12 protein-coding genes are annotated in these 17,964 nt (G+C 46.3%); 8 read left to right on the top strand and 4 right to left on the bottom strand.

What is annotated here, in order from left to right:
• Positions 1-4: 4 nt before the first annotated feature.
• Complete coding sequence (locus DXN04_RS10590) at positions 5-805, bottom strand: alpha/beta hydrolase (RefSeq protein WP_116853289.1); 801 nt, start codon at positions 803-805, stop codon at positions 5-7.
• Positions 806-1,000: 195 nt separating this feature from the next.
• On the opposite strand from DXN04_RS10590, the gene DXN04_RS10585 reads away from it, so the two are divergent.
• The 3 genes from DXN04_RS10585 to DXN04_RS10575 all read left to right on the top strand — a co-directional run bounded on the left by DXN04_RS10585 (position 1,001) and on the right by DXN04_RS10575 (position 7,365).
• On the top strand, positions 1,001-2,791 hold the full coding sequence (locus DXN04_RS10585; protein WP_116853288.1) for an acyl-CoA dehydrogenase family protein: 1,791 nt from the start codon (positions 1,001-1,003) through the stop codon (positions 2,789-2,791).
• Positions 2,792-3,012: 221 nt separating this feature from the next.
• A complete protein-coding gene (locus tag DXN04_RS10580) occupies positions 3,013-4,818 on the top strand; it encodes an N-acetylmuramoyl-L-alanine amidase family protein (protein WP_116853287.1) in 1,806 nt (601 codons plus the stop codon).
• A 114-nt stretch (positions 4,819-4,932) separates the two neighbouring features.
• Positions 4,933-7,365, top strand: a complete 2,433-nt coding sequence (locus DXN04_RS10575) for a TonB-dependent receptor (RefSeq protein WP_116853286.1) — start codon at positions 4,933-4,935, stop codon at positions 7,363-7,365.
• A 57-nt stretch (positions 7,366-7,422) separates the two neighbouring features.
• Here the strand turns inward: DXN04_RS10575 and DXN04_RS10570 are convergent, their stop codons facing one another.
• Complete coding sequence (locus DXN04_RS10570) at positions 7,423-10,236, bottom strand: TonB-dependent receptor (RefSeq protein ID WP_116853414.1); 2,814 nt, start codon at positions 10,234-10,236, stop codon at positions 7,423-7,425.
• A gap of 408 nt (positions 10,237-10,644) precedes the next feature.
• Between DXN04_RS10570 and DXN04_RS10565 the strand changes: the two genes are divergently transcribed.
• Together DXN04_RS10565 and DXN04_RS10560 are read left to right on the top strand one after the other, a co-directional pair.
• Positions 10,645-10,995, top strand: a complete 351-nt coding sequence (locus DXN04_RS10565; protein WP_116853285.1) for a carboxymuconolactone decarboxylase family protein — start codon at positions 10,645-10,647, stop codon at positions 10,993-10,995.
• A gap of 106 nt (positions 10,996-11,101) precedes the next feature.
• On the top strand, positions 11,102-12,136 hold the full coding sequence (locus tag DXN04_RS10560) for a 2-oxoacid:ferredoxin oxidoreductase subunit beta (protein ID WP_116853284.1): 1,035 nt from the start codon (positions 11,102-11,104) through the stop codon (positions 12,134-12,136).
• Positions 12,137-12,267: 131 nt separating this feature from the next.
• On the opposite strand, the gene DXN04_RS10555 is transcribed toward DXN04_RS10560, so the two are convergent.
• Both DXN04_RS10555 and DXN04_RS10550 read right to left on the bottom strand, forming a co-directional pair.
• Positions 12,268-12,918, bottom strand: a complete 651-nt coding sequence (locus DXN04_RS10555) for a LysE family translocator (protein WP_116853283.1) — start codon at positions 12,916-12,918, stop codon at positions 12,268-12,270.
• A 92-nt stretch (positions 12,919-13,010) separates the two neighbouring features.
• Positions 13,011-14,549 (bottom strand): GH3 family domain-containing protein, encoded by a 1,539-nt coding sequence (locus DXN04_RS10550; RefSeq protein ID WP_116853282.1) that lies wholly within the window; start codon positions 14,547-14,549, stop codon positions 13,011-13,013.
• 192 nt (positions 14,550-14,741) lie between these two features.
• Between DXN04_RS10550 and DXN04_RS10545 the strand changes: the two genes are divergently transcribed.
• The 3 genes from DXN04_RS10545 (at position 14,742) to DXN04_RS10535 (ending at position 17,957) form a co-directional block, all read left to right on the top strand.
• Positions 14,742-15,515 carry an inositol monophosphatase family protein gene (locus DXN04_RS10545; RefSeq protein WP_199415008.1) on the top strand — a complete coding sequence of 258 codons (774 nt, stop codon included), beginning with the start codon at positions 14,742-14,744 and terminating at the stop codon, positions 15,513-15,515.
• Positions 15,516-15,523: 8 nt separating this feature from the next.
• The gene (gene thiL, locus DXN04_RS10540; protein WP_116853280.1) at positions 15,524-16,558 is read left to right on the top strand and encodes a thiamine-phosphate kinase; all 1,035 of its coding nucleotides are present in this window, start codon (positions 15,524-15,526) and stop codon (positions 16,556-16,558) included.
• A 139-nt stretch (positions 16,559-16,697) separates the two neighbouring features.
• Entirely contained in the window at positions 16,698-17,957 is a 1,260-nt protein-coding gene (locus DXN04_RS10535) for a hypothetical protein (RefSeq protein ID WP_116853279.1), read from the top strand.
• Positions 17,958-17,964: the final 7 nt, after the last annotated feature.

Raw genomic sequence — 17,964 nt, 5'->3', positions numbered from 1 at the left:
GAATTTATATCTTATCTAATATTATTTCACCCAGGTCTTCCGTGAGTAGCTGATGTCCTTTGTCAAGTACCATCATCTCGCAGGGGAAGGTGCCGTCCATAAAACGTATACCCAATGACGATGGTATCACCCTGTCATACTTCCCGAATATAAGCAGGGTATGGATACGGTATTGCGCCAGCATTTGTTTGATGTGCTTACGGTTGGGCATCATATGGGCCATGATGGTCCATACGTTGAGAACCAGTTCACGTTTCTGCAGGGTATTCATGCTGTTATTAGCAAAGCGGTGCAGGCTGTTATTGATTAATTTCAGTTTGTTCCCTGTATTAAGTAACCAGAAATAAAACCCCGGGTGATAGGTGATGTGTTTAAAAAGCCGGTGACCGATGCGGGTCTGGGTTACGAAGTGGTGCCAGGGATTATCCCTGAGACCATCGGCAGCCAGCAGGATCAGTTCCCTGATCTGCGGGGCCATCATTTCGGTAAGGCAAAGTGCCAGCCGGCCTCCCATGCTGTAACCCAGGAGGGAGAAGCCGGATTTCTTTTGAGCCTGCAGGAGCAGGTGGATGATAGCACGCAGATCTTCTTTTTCAAAAGGGCGGTTTTCCTCCCATTGGGTTTTACCATGAAGGGGCAGGTCGAGGGCCACAATGGTGAAAATATCGCCAAGGGTGGGCACCAGCCTGGAAAAAGGCAGTGTACTTTCTCCGAAACCGTGCAGGCAAATGAGGAGATCCTTGCCTTTGCCGGCAATGGCTCCATGGATGCGGCTGTTTTCATATGGGAGGTAGAATGACTGCATGGCGCAAATGTACCCTTTTCAATTTTAACGATTTTTTATGGGGAATTCCGAATATCCGGTAACCGGATATTCAGGCCATTATTCCGCCGGAAATTGAGTAGCTGGCTGCCCGAATTTCCCGATTTAAAATTGCTATGTGAGGTAAAAAAAGTAAATTGAATAGTAACTCAAATTAACTGATAAAACTTTATCACAATGGAAGCAACTGTTGATAAGTCCACGTTGAAGGGAGCCGAGTTCCTGATCAAAGAAAGCCCCGTACATGAAGTGTTTACACCCGAAGATTTCAACGAAGAACAAAAAATGATTAAAGAAATGGCCGAGCAGTTTGTGGCAAAAGAAGTCACACCTGTATTGGACCGTATCGATAAACTGGAAGAAGGGCTCATGCCTTCCTTACTGGAAAAAGCCGGCGAGCAGGGATTGCTGGGTGCTGCCTTCCCCGAGGAATACGGAGGCCTGGGCAAGGACTTCATTACTGCTACACTTATCAACGAAGCCCTGGGTGCAGGTCATTCCTTCTCTGTAGCCATGGCAGCCCATACGGGTATCGGTTCCCTCCCTATCCTGTACTTTGGTACCGAAGCCCAGAAACAAAAATACATTCCTCTCCTGGGCACCGGTCAGATGAAAGGAGCATATGCGCTGACGGAACCTAATTCCGGTTCCGACGCACTCAGTGCCAAAACTACCGCCAAACTCTCCGCTGACGGTAAATACTACATTCTGAACGGCCAGAAATGCTGGATCACCAACTCCGGCTTTGCGGATGTATTCACTGTATTTGCAAAAATAGACGGTGACAAATTCACCGCCTTCATCGTAGATAAAGACACGCCCGGGTTTACCCTGGGTGCAGAAGAGCACAAGATGGGCATCAAAGGATCTTCCACCCGTCAGATCTACTTCCAGGATGCACAGGTACCTGTGGAAAATGTACTGGGCGAGATAGGCAAAGGGCACCTCATAGCCTTCAATATCCTGAATATCGGCCGTCTGAAACTGTGTGCCGCCGCATTGGGAGGTGCCAAGCAAACAGCGACTATCACCATAGCATACGCGAACACACGCGAGCAGTTCAAACAGCCCATAGGCAACTTCGGCGCTATCAAGCATAAGTTAGCCGAAATGGCTATCCGGATCTGGGTCAATGAATCTGCCCTGTATCGTACTGCTCAACTCATAGACGAGAAAGAAAAAGAACTGCTGGCAGCCGGCAAGCCTTTCAACGAAGCCCTGTTGGGTGCTGCAGAAGAATATGCCGTGGAATGCGCCATCCTGAAAGTAGGAGGTTCTGAAGCCCTCGACTATGTAGTGGACGAAGGCGTTCAAATCCATGGCGGAAATGGTTTCAGCGATGAGTATGTGATTTCCAAAGCATACCGCGACAGCCGCATCAACCGCATCTTTGAAGGCACCAACGAAATCAACCGCCTGCTCACACTGGATATGACGCTGAAACGCGCCATGAAAGGAAGACTGGACCTGATGAATCCCGCCATGAATGTGATGAAAGAGCTGATGAGTATTCCGGATTTTGGCAGTGATGATGAGACACCTTACAGCGCAGAGAAAAAGCAGATCCTGAACCTGAAAAAAGCGATCCTGCTGGTAGCAGGAGCAGCTGCACAAAAGCTGATGGCTAAGCTGGAAGGGGAACAGGAAATACTCATGAACATTGCGGATATGGCCATAGAAACCTTCCTCGCGGAAAGCGCGCTGCTGCGCCTGCTCAAGCGGATAGAGATAGAAGGTGAAGCCTCCAATGCCCTGCAGGCAGACATTGTGAAAACTTACCTGTATGATGCCGCTGACCGTATTAACAAGTATGCAAAAGATGCCATCAATTCCTTTGCAGAAGGTGATGAACAACGTATGATGCTGCTCGGCATCAAGCGCTTTACCAAAGCCGCGGCTGTGAATACAAAAGATGCGAGAAGAAGAATTGCTGATAAACTGCTGGCAGATAATAAGTATAGCCTGTAAGGCCTCCTGTTATTTAAAATACGAATTCAACTATATGCCATCCCGCGAAGAGCCGGATGGCATTTTTTTTGGTAAAGTATCGTTTTGAATTTAATCAAGCCGGCCGCAGGCCCTTACCGAATCTCCGCGCTTTGCCTGCGGCAAACGCGGAGATTCGGTAATTTTTGAAAGGAAATTCAAATTGATACACTACCTTTTTGTTTATTTGCGACCGGACAATCATGAGAATTACAGCATTAATCATACTGATACAGATAGCATTTACTGGAGTAAAAGCGCAGGAGCAAGCCTTCCTTAAAATGGTGCAGCCGGTAAAGACTGAGATCAATACCAGTAGTTCGAAGCAATATATGTCAGGTCGCACCTGTGTAGGTTGTAAAGTAACGCTGAATGATGATACCATCCACGTCTACCCTACCGGCGTATTTGCCTTAAAACGCATCATCAAACCAGGCAGAACATCCTTTACACTGACAACAACGGATACCACCGGCAGGAAGGTATCACGCACCTACAATTACTATTATACGACACTGCCACCAGTCAGGGCAACCAGCGTATTCAGGATAGACGATGTCAAGGTATTCCCCAAAGGCAATAGTACCCTCTCCCCCGGCGATACCATCCGTGTGCGGATAAAGGGGTACCCTGGCTGTAAAGCCTACTGGATGCATGAGACCCCTTTGCATGAACTGCCTTCTTCCAGGTACGGTGCTGAAGGATTCTATGAAGGATCCTATGTAATTCAGGAATCTGATTCACTGCTGGATAATAAAGTAGCCGTTTTCCTGAAAAATAAAGATGGCAATACCACTGTTTTGCAAAGCACGAACAAACTCACCTATCAACGCAATCAATTGCTGGCTGGCAGAACGATTGACAGAAATACGTATCTCACCATCGCTCCCGAAGGCGATCGCCTGGGACCCATCAAAATAGGGTACCTCGATCAGGATGTACTGCTACACATCACAGGCAAACAGGGCAACTATTTCAAAGTAAAACTCAGCAACCAGCAGACGGCATTCATACCTGAATTATTGCTGGATACCCAGACACTGGCAGCGCCCACACCGCTCAATATAGTAGAGGAAACCCGTACCTGGAGCGATACCAGGTATGACTACATCTCAGTAAAATTATCTGAAAGGCTCCCCTACCTCAGTACACAGCAGGTAGATCCGGGCAAAATCACCCTGGATATTCATGGGGCGAACCTGGAACCGGATTTCACCCCTCTTTCTGATTCCATGCAGGAAGTAAAGGAGATTAAATGGGAGCAAATAGGTTCGGATGTGCTGCGGATTAATATTTCCCTGAAACATAAACAGCCCTGGGGCTACAAGGTATACTATGACAGTACCCGCCTGGTAGTGGCGGTGAAGCATATCCCGGCCAGTTTCCAGCTAAAAAACCTGACATTTGGCCTGGATCCGGGCCATGGAGGTACCAATGTAGGTGCTTTAGGTGCTGCAGGGTATTATGAAAAGCAGCTGACGCTGATGATTTCTATGCTGCTGAAGACGGCACTCGAGAAGGAAGGAGCGAAAGTACTCATGACCCGTACTACTGATCAGTACGTGCCAAATGAAGACAGGCTCTCATATTACAGGCAAATGAATCCTGATCTACTCATAAGTATTCACCTGAATTCATCGGTGAACCCCGTAGATGTACATGGTACAGCCAACTATTATAAGCATCCTTTCTGTGAGCCTTTTAACAGGGCGATCCATGCACAATTGCTGGGCCTGGGCTTGTCCGACTTCGGCAATAATGGGGATTTTAATTTTATCCTGAATAATCCCACCGAGTTTCCTGATGCACTGATCGAAACGCTGTTTTTGAGTAACCCGGAAGATGAGATGAATGTGCTGGATGAGGGGTTCCGGCAGAAGATGGTGGACAGAATTATGGCAGGGATCAAGGATTTTTTGCGGGAAGCGGAGCAGGACCAGGTTACCAGAAAGGCCGGGAAACAGGCGGAAGAGTCTGGTTCAGAGGAAGGACCAGGCTCCGATCAGTAAAAAAAGACCGATTTCGTCATAAATTTTCCTTTTTGCGTAAACGATTTTCCGGAATCGATATGAATTGCAGCTTGTCTAGCTGCAATTTTGCTGCGCAAAAAATAACAAAGATTTATGATAAGGATGACTATTAAGTCCTTCATGCTTGTTCTGAGCATGATTGTTTCCTTCTTCTATGCTACTGCTACTACTTTAGAAGATAACAATGGTGGAATCAAGGGTAAAATTGTGACATCTGATGGCAAGCCAGCTGCGGATGTGTCTGTGATTTTACAGGGGACCAGTTTTATGACGGTTTCTGACGGTGCCGGTACCTTTGCTTTTAAGAATGTACCTGCTGGGAATTACCAGGTTGCCATTTCTTTTACAGGGTATGCTAATAAGACACAAGATGTGGTGGTTGAAGCGGGTAAAGTTGCAACAGTGAAGTTCCAGCTGGAAGTATCAAGCAAACAGCTCTCCGAAATAGTTATTACGGGCAATCAGACCAAGCTGGTAAAACGCTCCAGTAATTATGTAGCGAAGTTACCATTAGCCAACGTCGAAAACCCAACAGTATATTCAGTGATCACCAAGGATCTGCTGGCACAACAGCAAGTGTATACTGTGGATGAAGCAATGAAAAATGCACCTGGTATCACTAAAATGTGGGAGGCTACCAACCGTAGCGGTGATGGTGGTGCTTATTATAATTCCCGTGGCTTTACTGTTCAAAGCCAGTTCCGCAATGGTGTAGCCGGAAACGTTTCTTCTGTGATTGATGCTGCTAACATCGAAAGCATCGAGGTAATCAAAGGCCCGAATGCTACTTTGTTCGGCAATCAGCTCACCTCTTATGGTGGTTTGATCAATCGTGTTACCAAGAAGCCTTATGATCACTTTGGTGGTGAGGTTGCATTTGCAGGCGGCAGCTATGCTTACAACCGTATCATGGCTGACGTAAATACACCGCTGGATTCAGCAAAGAATGTACTGCTCCGTTTGAACACGGCCTATACTTCACAAGGTAGCTGGATGGATAATGGTCATAACAAAACATTCGCATTTGCTCCCAGCCTTTCCTACAAAATCAATGATAGATTAAATATCTTACTCGAAGGTGAATTCTTCAGCGGAGAAGGTAATGGTAATACATTCTTTTTCTTCCCATGGGGACACAATGTTTCCGAGCTGAGTGCGCAGAGAGCGGATAAACTGAACATCGATTACAACCGTACTTTTGCAAACGAAGACCTGACATCTACCAGTCGCAATGCGAACTTTTTTGGTACGATGAATTATAAGATCTCTGATCAGTGGAACTCTCAGACAGTTGTATCCATGACCAACAGTTTCTCAAATGGTTTTGGTCCTTACTTCTACCTGTTTGCCGGTGATTCCATTTCACGCGAAGACCAGTCTACAAGCAACAGTAAAGTAAATACTACAGAGATTCAGCAAAACTTCATTGGTGATTTCAATATCGGAAAATTCAGAAACCGCTTCGTAGGTGGTATTGACTTCTTCTACCTGAATTCTGACCAGATATTTATCAGTGCTGCTTACGATAAGGTATCTACTCATGGAGTAATATCAAACTACAGCGATTTCAATGCTGCAAACATGAGCGATGTTTATAAGGCAGCAGGTAGCCTTGTCAGGTATCCTTATATCTACAAGAGATATAATTACAGTGCTTACGCATCTGATGTATTTAACATCACAGATCAACTGGCTGTACAGGCGGGCTTGCGTATAGATTACTATGATTTCAAAGGCAACTATAGTGAGAGCGCAGGCACTGCATCCGGTGCATATAATCAGGTTGCACTGTCTCCTAAATTTGGGATCGTTTACCAGGTTATTAAGGATCGCCTGTCTCTGTTCGGTAACTACCAGAATGGCTTCACAAATACCAATTCACAGATTTACGTGAGTGAAGGCGTGAGCAAAACATCCAGACCTGAACAGGCAAATCAATGGGAAGGTGGTGTAAAAATGGACCTGTTTGATGGTAAGCTGACAGGTACTGTGAGCTACTATGATATCCTGGTGAAAAACGTACTTCGTGCAGATAATGCACATGCTAATTTCTATCTCCAAAACGGTTCTCAGAAAAGTAAGGGCGTAGAATTGAGCATTATTGCAAATCCATTCCAGGGCTTCAGCGTTGTAGCAGGGTATGGATATAATGATTCCAGGTATATCAATGTTGATGTGGATGGTACACCTGATGTGAATGGTCGTCGTCCGGCTACTTCTTCTGCTCCTACTTCAGCTAACCTGTGGTTAAATTACCGTTTATCAAATGGTAAACTGAAAGGCTTAAGTATTGGTGCGGGTGGTAACTACGCAAGCGATGTAAAGATTGTAAACAGCATCAGCCAGGGCGTATTTATCCTGCCTTCTTATGTAATTGCAAATGCTACACTTGCTTACGAAACATCTAAATTCAGGTTCGCTGCAAAGGTAGATAACCTGACAAACAAACATTACTGGATCGGTTATTCTTCTATGAATCCTCAAAAGACAAGAAGCTTCACCGGTACAGTTGCTTTCAAGTTTTAACACGACACTTGCATAATTGTAAAAGGGGTTATCGTAATTACGATAACCCCTTTTAGTTTATAAGTCAAACTTCACACCGAAGTTATATCTCGGCCTATAATACTCTGCCTGCATTGTTCTCGAAGAAATCCCCTGATAATAACGCAATGGCTGATTAGTCAGGTTATTCGCCTCTGCAAAGAAACGCCAGTTCTTCGCAAACTTATAAGACGCATTTGCATCCAGGAAGAACTGCTTATCATAATAGCTGTCATCAAAATCACTGCCACCCAGCGCATCCAGATAAGCCGCTGTATAGTTACCTGATAATCTCGCAGTAAAACGCTTATTCTCGAATGAAAGAGACGCATTAAACATATGCGGTGCTGTACCGGGCAATGTAACACCGGTGCGCTTTTCACCATCAGAATTATACACTCCACTTGCAGTTGATTTGGTATAAGTATAGTTCACATACACGCCAAAACCCTTTGCAAATCCAGGCAGGAAATCCAGCTGCCGCTGTAAGGCCACCTCAAATCCATACACCTTCACATTATCACCGTTACGCGCCTGTTTGTACGTCCAGTTCTCTCCATCAGGAATAGGATTAGTAGCCGTATTACCATAATCAGCTGTAAAATCTGCAGCTGAATAAGACACGTTTTTATAAGTATAAATAAAGTCGTTGATACTCTTATAAAATACGCCGGCAGACAGGATACCCACGGATTTAAAATACTGCTCCGCCATAATATCAAAGTTCCATGCATACGCAGCTTTCAGATCAGGATTACCTGCACTGATCGCAGCATCATCTGCCACACTGCTTACATAGGGCGCAATGTCATAATAGTTAGGACGCGCAATAGATGTAGTAGCAGCTGCACGCAACACTAAATCATTATTTACATTGTACCTGAAAGTCACTCCCGGCAATACATTCAGGTAACTATTCTTCACAGCACGCTGACCAGCTAAATCTTCTTCATCCTCTACTACGTTACCTTTATAATCAGTAGAAGTATTTTCTACCCGTACACCGGCAATCATAGACAGCTTAGCATTGAAATCCTGGTCCCAGCGGACATAAGCAGCGGTTATGGTTTCATTTGCTTTATAGTTCACTGCCAGGTATTCAGCCGGATTATCTTCACCGGCGAATTTAGATGCGTCATTCAGGTTCAGGCTACCCAGGTAGTCTTTTGATACAAAAGAGCCACGGGTGTATTTGGAACCTGGCTGATAGCCTTCCCCGTTATAGTTTACCTGCGGCAATGTCGCCATTGAACCATACTCCGTCACCGGCTCATAATCGAAGTAATTATTCTCACGTTTTTTATCCTTGATCCGCATTCTACCACCTACACGCAGACGGCCTTTCTGATCAGGCAGAATACTGAATGGGAAACGCAGATTTAACTTCATTCCCAACTCGTTCTCGCGGGTATAATCATGGTTCTCTGACAGTGAATTAAACTCCAGGTCATTCTCAGTAACAGTTGTCGTCACCAATGGGAAACGGGTGTCAGTGAGATCCAGTGATACAGGTGCATCTTTCACACGGAACTCTATATAGCGCTCATTCGGACGATCTTCACTTGCTGATGAATAGCTCACTGCCCAGTCCAGGTCTACCTTGCTACCCAGCAGGTGTTCACCACGCAGGGAATAATTCTGTACGCGCTGATCTTCCAGTCTTCTGCCTTTATTCCTGTCATTGTTGATACCACCTTTTGTTTCCCGGCGCACCTGCCCGGTATAGCTGGTGATGCTGCCATCAGTAGCATACTCAGGTTCGATATCGCTATATCTCAGGCGGTAGCGGTTTTCACGGTCATCGCGCCAGTTGTACATGGCATTTGCATAAAGCGTGTTCTTTGAGTTGATCTTATAGTCCAGGGCGGCAGATAAGCTACGGCGAATACGCTGAACATTATAAGTACGCACTTCCATTTCTTCGGTGTATACATGCCCTGCATCGTCTTTCTTCCAGGTAGCTTCTACATCGTCAGAGCCATAGTCGTTGTTATTGTAAGAAGCGCTGACTACCGCCCCCAGTTTGTTGTTGAAGAAGCGATTGCCCAATACCAGGCCACCGGTATACAGCGGCTTGTTACGAATGGGGTTCACACCACCGGAAAGTGTAGCAGACACACGCAGGCCATTCGGTGCCGCACGGGTGACGAGGTTCACAGAACCACCGATTGCATCCGCATCCATATCAGGGGTAAGGGTCTTATTGACTTCGATCGTCTGCACCATGTCTGAAGGAATGAGGTCCATCTGCACACGGCGGTTATCACCTTCGGCAGACGGGATCCTGTCACCGTTCAAAGTCACAGAGTTCAGCTCAGGAGCCAGACCGCGGATGATAATGTTACGGGCTTCGCCCTGGTCATTCTGCATGGTGATACCAGGAATACGTTTCATCGCATCGCCTATGTTCGCATCCGGGAAACGGCCGATCTGGTCAGCAGAAACGATATTGGTCACGTTGGGATTGTTTTTCTGCTGGTTCAGGGCTTTGGCCTGGCCCCGGAGACGGTCACCCACTACCAGGATCTCCTTTCCGGCCACACCACCGGCTTCAAGTTGCAGTTTCAGGTCGGTAGCTTTGCCGGCAGTAACGCTTACTTCCTGTGTATGAGATTGATAACCAATGTAAGTGACTTCAAGTGTGTAGGTGCCAACAGGTACGCTAAGGAATTCGAATTTACCCTGTTGGTTAGATACTGTGTAGTGGTTGCCGGGTTTCAGCTTCAGGGTGGCTCCCGGGAGCGATAATGCCTGATTTTTGTCGACGATACTACCTGTGACTAAGCCGGTAGTCTGACCCAGGCATATCATGCTGAGCCACGAGAAGAGCATAGTGAAAAATACTTTCCGCATAAAGGTTGAATTAATGTGTGGGATTTTTTCGCATAGTTGAATAGAAGCAGGTTCCCCAGACCTGCAGGTGAGCATTTAGTTCAAAACATGTGGTTGAATAGTGATGCAAAGGAAATATTCTAATGTTACGCCACTGTTAAGCGAGCGAAATTAAATGGACGAAAGCAAGGGTTTTGCGGGGGGCAAAACCCTTGCTTTCGTGGTGGGCCTGCCGCCGGCTTTGGGAATGCATTTAATTACTTATTGTTATGAGCTATAACCGGCAGTTATGCCAAACCTTATAATAAATTATAAATCAAGAACTTAATAAAACGAGGTTTTAGCCTCACAAAGCACTAGTCTACTCATTAAGTAGATTGATTTATATTTGGGAATCGTTTCATAGCTTTATTGTGCAAATACAATAAAATGGCAGACGAGATAAAAGCATTTAACGAGTACCGGGAAAAGATGAATGAGGTCATTCTGGGCAAACAGAACAAAGTGATCAACCGGTTATTCAACCTGGACACCAACACTTATATGGAAGGTGCCCTTAGTACGAAAGTGAAAGAAATGCTGGGATTGGTTTCGTCTATGGTATTACGTTGCGACGACTGTATCAAATACCATCTGGGCAAGTGCCATGAACAAGGTGTGACCACTGAAGAGATGTATGAAATTTTTGCAGTAGCTAATATAGTTGGAGGTACGATCGTGATACCACATACAAGAAGAGCGGCTGAATATTGGGAAGCGTTGTTGGCACAGGAAAACTGATTGTGGTCAGTTCCCTATACAGTTATTCCGGATTGCGTAATCCCTATCGGGTTACAATTCGTAACTTTGCCAACCAATTATAACTTTTTCTATTAACAATACAACAATGTCAACAGCAACTATAGCTCCGCAGGCGTTAACGGCGAAGGATTTTGCAACGGACCAGGAAGTACGCTGGTGCCCGGGTTGCGGAGATTATTCTATATTGAAACAGGTGCAGACCATTATGCCCGGACTGGGTATACCGAAGGAGAACATAGTGATTGTTTCCGGTATTGGCTGTTCATCCCGCTTTCCTTACTATATGAATACCTACGGCATGCACTCCATCCATGGCCGTGCTACTGCGATCGCGTCCGGCCTTAAAGCTGTACGTCCTGAGCTGAGTGTATGGATTGTGACAGGAGATGGCGATGGCCTGTCCATCGGTGGTAATCACACGATTCACCTGTTGCGCCGTAACTTTGATGTGAATGTAATGCTGTTCAACAACCAGATCTATGGTCTGACCAAGGGACAGTACTCTCCTACTTCCGAGTCCAACAAGGTAACGAAGTCTACCCCTTACGGCAGTATCGACCATCCGTTCAACCCGATGGCGCTGGCTTTGGGTGCTGATGCCACCTTCATTGCCAGAAGTATGGACCGTGATCCTAAACACCTGCAGGAAATGCTGAAACGCAGTCATGCGCATAAAGGCGCTTCTTTCCTGGAGATCTATCAGAACTGTAACATCTTTAATGATGGCGCATTTGAAGTGTTTACGGAAAAATCCAGCAAAGCTGAGCAGGCTATCTTCCTGGAGCAGGGCCAGCCACTGGTGTTTGGCGCACAGAAGAATAAAGGTATCCGCCTGGATGGTTTGAAACCTGTGGTAGTGGAACTGGGTGCTGAATACAGTGCCGCGGACCTGTGGATTCATGATGAACACGATTTCTATAAGGCACAGATCCTGACCCGTATGTTCGACGATCCTCGTATTGAAGGACACTTCCCACGTCCGTTTGGGGTGTTTTATCAGGGATTCCGTCCTACCTATGAGGAGCAACTGAACTTCCAGGTAGAAGATGCATTCAGCAAGAGAGGTCCTGGCGATCTGGATAAGCTGCTGGCGGGTAAGGAAACCTGGACTATTAAATAGGAGCTTTTAATCCACCAATAAATAGAAAGCATCTTCCGCAAGGGGATGCTTTTTTTTAAAATGAAAAATGCGCTGTCACCTTCGGTAACAGCGCATTTTTCGCAAGAGCGCCTGCGGCGGCTCCAAAAATTTTAATGACCTATTGCGCTTACATTGAATGCCATCTGGTAGAGAAGCAGCAAGCCAAACACAATCATACTGGCCCCGGAAATCTTATTTAACCACTTCACATTCGTGAGGGTCAGCTTATGCCTGATTTTATCTGCTACGAATACCTTCAGTATATCGGTAGACAGGACCCATATCAGGCAGACCCCATATGTAATAATCTTATGTCCTACCGGGTGCGGGGCGTTCGAAACACAGATTCCCAGCCAGAACAAAAGTACCCCGGGATTCAGCGTATTCATCAGGAAACCCGCCAGCCAGATCTTCAGATAATCATGGGTTCTGAACATTTCAGGCTTTTCATCGCCGGTGCTGATCTTTACTTTTTTGAACAGCAGGCCGTACAGGCCCATGCAAATCAGTAAACAACCCCCAACTATCCCGATCAGTTTATTGTACTCCTTCAGATTTTCGATAAAGGCAGTGGCCAGGTTGCCCAGCATCACATACATAATATCACTGAATGATACACCCAGCGCAAAACTAATCCCGGCTTTGAAGCCGTTATTCACACTATATTTTATAATCGCGAAGATGACGGGGCCGACAGATACTGATAAAACCAGTCCAAGTGCCACTCCGGAGAAGACCGCTGATAAGAAAGCAGATGTCATGCGCTACAAGATTCCCTATCTAAAAATGAGGGGTAAACTCCCCTTTGTGGTTGAAGTTACCCCTCTTTTTACTTTAAAATTCGTTAAAGTTCTTACACTGATTTCAGCCTGGATGCCAGGAAGTTCTCCCAATCCTTCAGTTTTTCTCCTTTCATCACGCGGGGGAACTTGTTCATTGCACCTTCCTTGCCTTTTACGCGCAGGTAGTCGATGAACACATCTTTTGGCAGGATCTCAACAAAGAGTTCCTTCAGTGCGGAGGTACGCTCTACTGCATAGTCGTCATTTACCTCACACAGGGTCTGGTCTATGATTTCACGGACACGGTTGCTATCTACATTCACATCATCGGTACCAATAAACCAGCGGTGTGCAAACAGGCTATCGTGCGGGAAGCCTGCTACAGTAAATTCACTAACGGTAATACCCAGTTTCTTCTGTACAGCATCGATCGCATTGTTCATGTTATCGATACTCATATGTTCGCCGCAAAGGCTCAGGAACTGTTTAGTACGGCCTACTATGATAATCTCATGCTCTTTTACGGAAGTGAACTTCACAACGTCACCAATGAGGTAGCGCCATGCACCGGCACAGGTAGAAAGCATGACTGCGTACTCTACATCTTCCACTACTTCGTGGATCATGTAGGACTTAGGATTTGCTTTTACCTCGCCATCACTGGTAAAGTTGTCTTCTGTAAATGGTATGAATTCGTAGAAGATACCGGTGTTCAGGACCAGTTTAATGCCCCTTACACCCGGACGGGCCTGGAAGCCGAAAGAGCCTTCCGAAGCCATATATGTCTCGATGAAATTGATCGGTTTGCCCAGTAGTTTCTGAAAACTGTCGCGGTAAGGCTCGAAGGAAACGCCTCCATGTATATACACGGCCAGGTTAGGCCAGATCTCATGGATATTTTTCACCCCGTGGTATTTGATGATCTCTGCCAGTACAATCTGTACCCAGGCAGGCACACCACATACGGTACCTACATCCCACTGTGGCGCTTTGCGCACGATGAGCTTGATACGCTGTTCCCAGTTTGGCTTTTTGGAAATGTTCCCACCGGGTTTGTAGAAACGTCTGAACCAACGGGGGATGTTCTTCGCCTGGATACCACTCATATCCCCTTCATAGTAATCCCCTTTTTCATACAGGGCGGTGGTACCACCCAGCATCAGGATTCCCTTGGAGAACGATTTAGGAGGAATGTCGAAGTTAGCCATAGAATATAGCTGCTTGACACCCACCTTCTTTACGTTACGCAGCATATCGCGGGTAACGGGTATGTGCTTGCTCGCAGATTCGGAGGTTCCCGAACTGAGCGCGAAGTATTTAATCTTTTCAGGCCAGCTTACATTAGCCTGCCCTTCCAGGCACTTATACCACCATTCCGCGTGCATCTTATTATAGTTGTGTACGGGTACAGTGGAACGATAATTAGCGATGATATTCGGGCTATTGAGTATTTCCTGGAAGTTGTAATGCTGACCAAACTGCGTATCCTTAGCTTTTGTCAGTAGCCTGTACAATACCTGTAACTGATACTGGCGTGGCGTACCTAACTTAAATGTGAACTTCTTCCTGATGCGCAGTGACCTGGATATAAGATTACCTAAAATGGCCATTAATTACCTTCTTCTTTATAAACTGCAAAAATACGGCGAATTTCGGATTGGGTGGAGACTCAATTTTGTCAGACCGGCCGTTAGCAGCCTGAACATTCTACTTCCAAATATTGTCCCCAGTTGGCAATCCTATACAAACATATTACTAAAAACGATATGGCAGGTAAAAAAATTGAAACGTACCTTTGCTGCATGTTAAAAGAAACCCTTCTCAAGGCAACACAGGCTGGCGGACAAGTTTTACAGCACTATTTCAACGGCGCTTTTCAGATCAGCAGTAAGAGCACGATCAATGACCTGGTAACGGAAGCCGATAAAGGGGCAGAATCTGCCATCTTTAAGGTAATCCAGGATACCTATCCTGACCATTTCATTCTCAGTGAGGAGTCGGGTGAGCTGGTAACCACTTCTAATACCAAATGGATCATTGATCCCCTGGATGGTACGGTGAACTTTGCCCATGGTATTCCTATCTGCTGCGTTAGCATAGGTGTGGAAGTAGATGGAGAAATGGTACTGGGAGCTGTGTACAACCCTTTCCTGAATGAGTTTTACTTTGCAGAAAAAGGGAAAGGCGCTACGCGGAACGATCAACCGATCCACGTATCTGCCAAGACAGACCTGGGCAGTGCCTGCATGGCAACGGGTTTCCCTTACCAGTGGGAAGGCGGTGAAAACGATCCGGTGGATATCTTTGCTTACTTTGTGAAGAGAGGACAGGCCGTACGCCGCCTTGGTTCAGCTGCTATAGACCTCTGCTGGGTAGCCGATGGTCGCTTCGATGGTTATTATGAACATACACTGAATGCCTGGGATGCTGCTGCCGGTTTCCTCATCGTGGAAGAAGCAGGTGGTAAAGTCACTGACTTCAAAGGCAACAGGTACTCCCCTTACCAGCGTACGCTGATTGCCACCAATGGCAATATTCATCAGCAACTGGTAGATGTCGTTAATGGAAAATACTGAGCAAAATAATGAGTGAAGAAAGAACCGAGATCAACTCGTTAGGCGAATTCGGCCTGATTGAGCTCCTCACCAAGAATATTGAAATCCAGCAGGCCAGCACCGTACTGGGTGTGGGCGACGATGCTGCCGTGATCGACCACTTCGGCCGTCAGACAGTTGTATCTACCGACATGCTGGTGGAAGGCATTCACTTTGACCTGATGTATACCCCGCTCAAGCACCTGGGATATAAATCTGTGGCCGTGAACCTCTCCGACATCTATGCCATGAATGCAACGCCTACACATATTACAGTAAGCATTGCATTCAACAACCGTTTTTCAGTGGAGGCACTGAACGAGTTTTACGAAGGCGTATATGCTGCCTGTGAGAAATATGGCGTAGACCTGATTGGAGGAGATACTTCCAGCTCACAGAAAGGATTTGTAATCAGCGTAACTGCCCTGGGTGAGGTAGCCCCTGACCAGTTTGTGAAGCGCTCCACGGCCCAAAAAGGTGACCTGCTGTGCGTATCCGGCGATCTGGGTGCTGCATTCCTGGGTCTGACCCTGCTGGAAAGAGAGAAAAAGATCTTCCTGGAAAGTCCGCAGCTGCAGCCAGACCTGGAAGAACAAACCTATATCATAGGCCGGCAGCTGAAACCAGAACCAAGAAGAGATATCATCGAGTGGCTGGAAAAGAACGACATCAAGCCGACGGCGATGATGGATGTAAGTGATGGTCTGAGTTCTGAAATCCTGCACATCTGTAAGCAATCCAACCTGGGCGTAGTGCTCTATGAAGAAAAGATTCCTATTGCACAGGAGAGTAAGGAAATGGCACTGAAGTTTGGTATGGACCCTACCGCATGTGCACTGAGTGGTGGTGAAGACTATGAACTGCTGTTCACCATGAAACAGGAGGACTACGACAAAATTGTAATGTCCGAAGAAATCAGTGTGATCGGATATATGGCAGATATCAGCGAAGGGGCACACATCCTCACGAAAGGTGGCAATAAATTTAAGTTGGTAGCGCAGGGATGGAATGCGTTTCAACAATAAAAGATTGATTTTAAAAGCGCTTCACTCCGAAGCGCTTTTTTATTAACAAAAATTTCCGTTTTGGATCATTAGTTTTCCGTCTTGCGTAATGTAACCTTTTGTTTTTCAGAGGACATTTGTCCCACTGTAAAACAACTCCATGACACTGAAGCATGCGCTGATCCTATCATTAGGCAGCATCCTTATTTCCTTTCAACCAATTTTCTCTCAACAAATCACGCCGGCGCAAAAATTAGTCCTGACTACCGGAGAAGATTCCCTGACCGCAGGTACATCTTCCAGCAGAACGGTGATTTCCGGGTATGGTTCAGCGTTCTACCAGCGTGACATGAATGAAAAGATGGCCCGTGCCACATTAGAAAGGGTCGTATTATTTATAGGACACCAGTTTAATTCCAAAATCGCCTTCTTCAGCGAGATGGAACTGGAAAATGCGAAAGTCCAACCGAATGCCGTCGACAACGGTTTTGCCGGTGAGCTCTCGATGGAACAAGCCTACCTGAAGTTCAGCCTCAATCCCCGCCAGTACATCGTAGCTGGCCTGTTCGTACCGCGTATCGGTATCCTGAACGAAAACCACCTCCCAGTCAATTTCAATGGCGTGCAGCGACCAATGGTTGAGCAACTCGTGATTCCTGCTACCTGGCGTGAACTGGGTGTGGGTTTCTATGGGCGTGCACGCCGTATTCCGCTGAACTATACTCTGGCGGTGGTAAATGGTCTGAACGATGCCACCTTCACCCACGGCACAGGTGTAGTAGATGGCAAGGCGGAAGGTAGTGGTGCTTATGCCAACAACCTCGCCGTTACTGCCAGCCTGCAATACTACTGGCAGAACTTCCGCTTCCAGGTATCCGGTTATGCCGGCGGTACCAATGGACTCAATGCCCGTAAGTCGGACAGCCTGAAACTTAATCATGGTACTTTTAGCCTTCCTATCTACCTGGGTGAAGCGGATATCATGTATAGCAACAAAGGCTTCTCCGCCAAGGCAATTGGGACCATGATCTCCTTCCCCAACGCAAGTGATGTGAACAGAGCATACGCCAACAACGTAGCAAAAGTGATGTATGGCGCTTATGGAGAACTCGCCTACAACCTGCTGGAAAATTCTGTGAAATACAAAGACCAGCAACTGAATGTATTTGGCAGGTACGAAATACTTGACCTCAATTCCTCTATCCCTTCGAATGGTATTTACGATGGTACGCTGAAACAGCAACATATCATTGCCGGTTTCACCTACCTCCCTATTCCCAACGTTGCGATCAAGGCAGATGTGAGAATCCTGCATACGGGCGATGAAAATCCAGCACTGGTGATCAATCCTAGTCCTGCAAGAGTGCCTTACAGGGTCAATAATTCCTTCCTGAATATTGGTATCGGTTATTCATTCTGACAATTGG

Origin of the sequence: Chitinophaga silvisoli, from assembly GCF_003412465.1 — a bacterium.
GTDB lineage: Bacteria > Bacteroidota > Bacteroidia > Chitinophagales > Chitinophagaceae > Chitinophaga > Chitinophaga silvisoli.
This window is presented reverse-complemented; position numbering and strand designations above follow the sequence as displayed.

Bases quoted from the DNA above. Each gene is read 5' to 3' on its own strand.
- DXN04_RS10590 (WP_116853289.1), bottom strand. From the start codon at position 805: ATGCAGTCATTCTACCTCCCATATGAAAACAGCCGCATCCATGGAGCC.
- DXN04_RS10585 (WP_116853288.1), top strand. From the start codon at position 1,001: ATGGAAGCAACTGTTGATAAGTCCACGTTGAAGGGAGCCGAGTTCCTG.
- DXN04_RS10580 (WP_116853287.1), top strand. From the start codon at position 3,013: ATGAGAATTACAGCATTAATCATACTGATACAGATAGCATTTACTGGA.
- DXN04_RS10575 (WP_116853286.1), top strand. From the start codon at position 4,933: ATGATAAGGATGACTATTAAGTCCTTCATGCTTGTTCTGAGCATGATT.
- DXN04_RS10570 (WP_116853414.1), bottom strand. From the start codon at position 10,236: ATGCGGAAAGTATTTTTCACTATGCTCTTCTCGTGGCTCAGCATGATA.
- DXN04_RS10565 (WP_116853285.1), top strand. From the start codon at position 10,645: ATGGCAGACGAGATAAAAGCATTTAACGAGTACCGGGAAAAGATGAAT.
- DXN04_RS10560 (WP_116853284.1), top strand. From the start codon at position 11,102: ATGTCAACAGCAACTATAGCTCCGCAGGCGTTAACGGCGAAGGATTTT.
- DXN04_RS10555 (WP_116853283.1), bottom strand. From the start codon at position 12,918: ATGACATCTGCTTTCTTATCAGCGGTCTTCTCCGGAGTGGCACTTGGA.
- DXN04_RS10550 (WP_116853282.1), bottom strand. From the start codon at position 14,549: ATGGCCATTTTAGGTAATCTTATATCCAGGTCACTGCGCATCAGGAAG.
- DXN04_RS10545 (WP_199415008.1), top strand. From the start codon at position 14,742: ATGTTAAAAGAAACCCTTCTCAAGGCAACACAGGCTGGCGGACAAGTT.
- thiL (WP_116853280.1), top strand. From the start codon at position 15,524: ATGAGTGAAGAAAGAACCGAGATCAACTCGTTAGGCGAATTCGGCCTG.
- DXN04_RS10535 (WP_116853279.1), top strand. From the start codon at position 16,698: ATGACACTGAAGCATGCGCTGATCCTATCATTAGGCAGCATCCTTATT.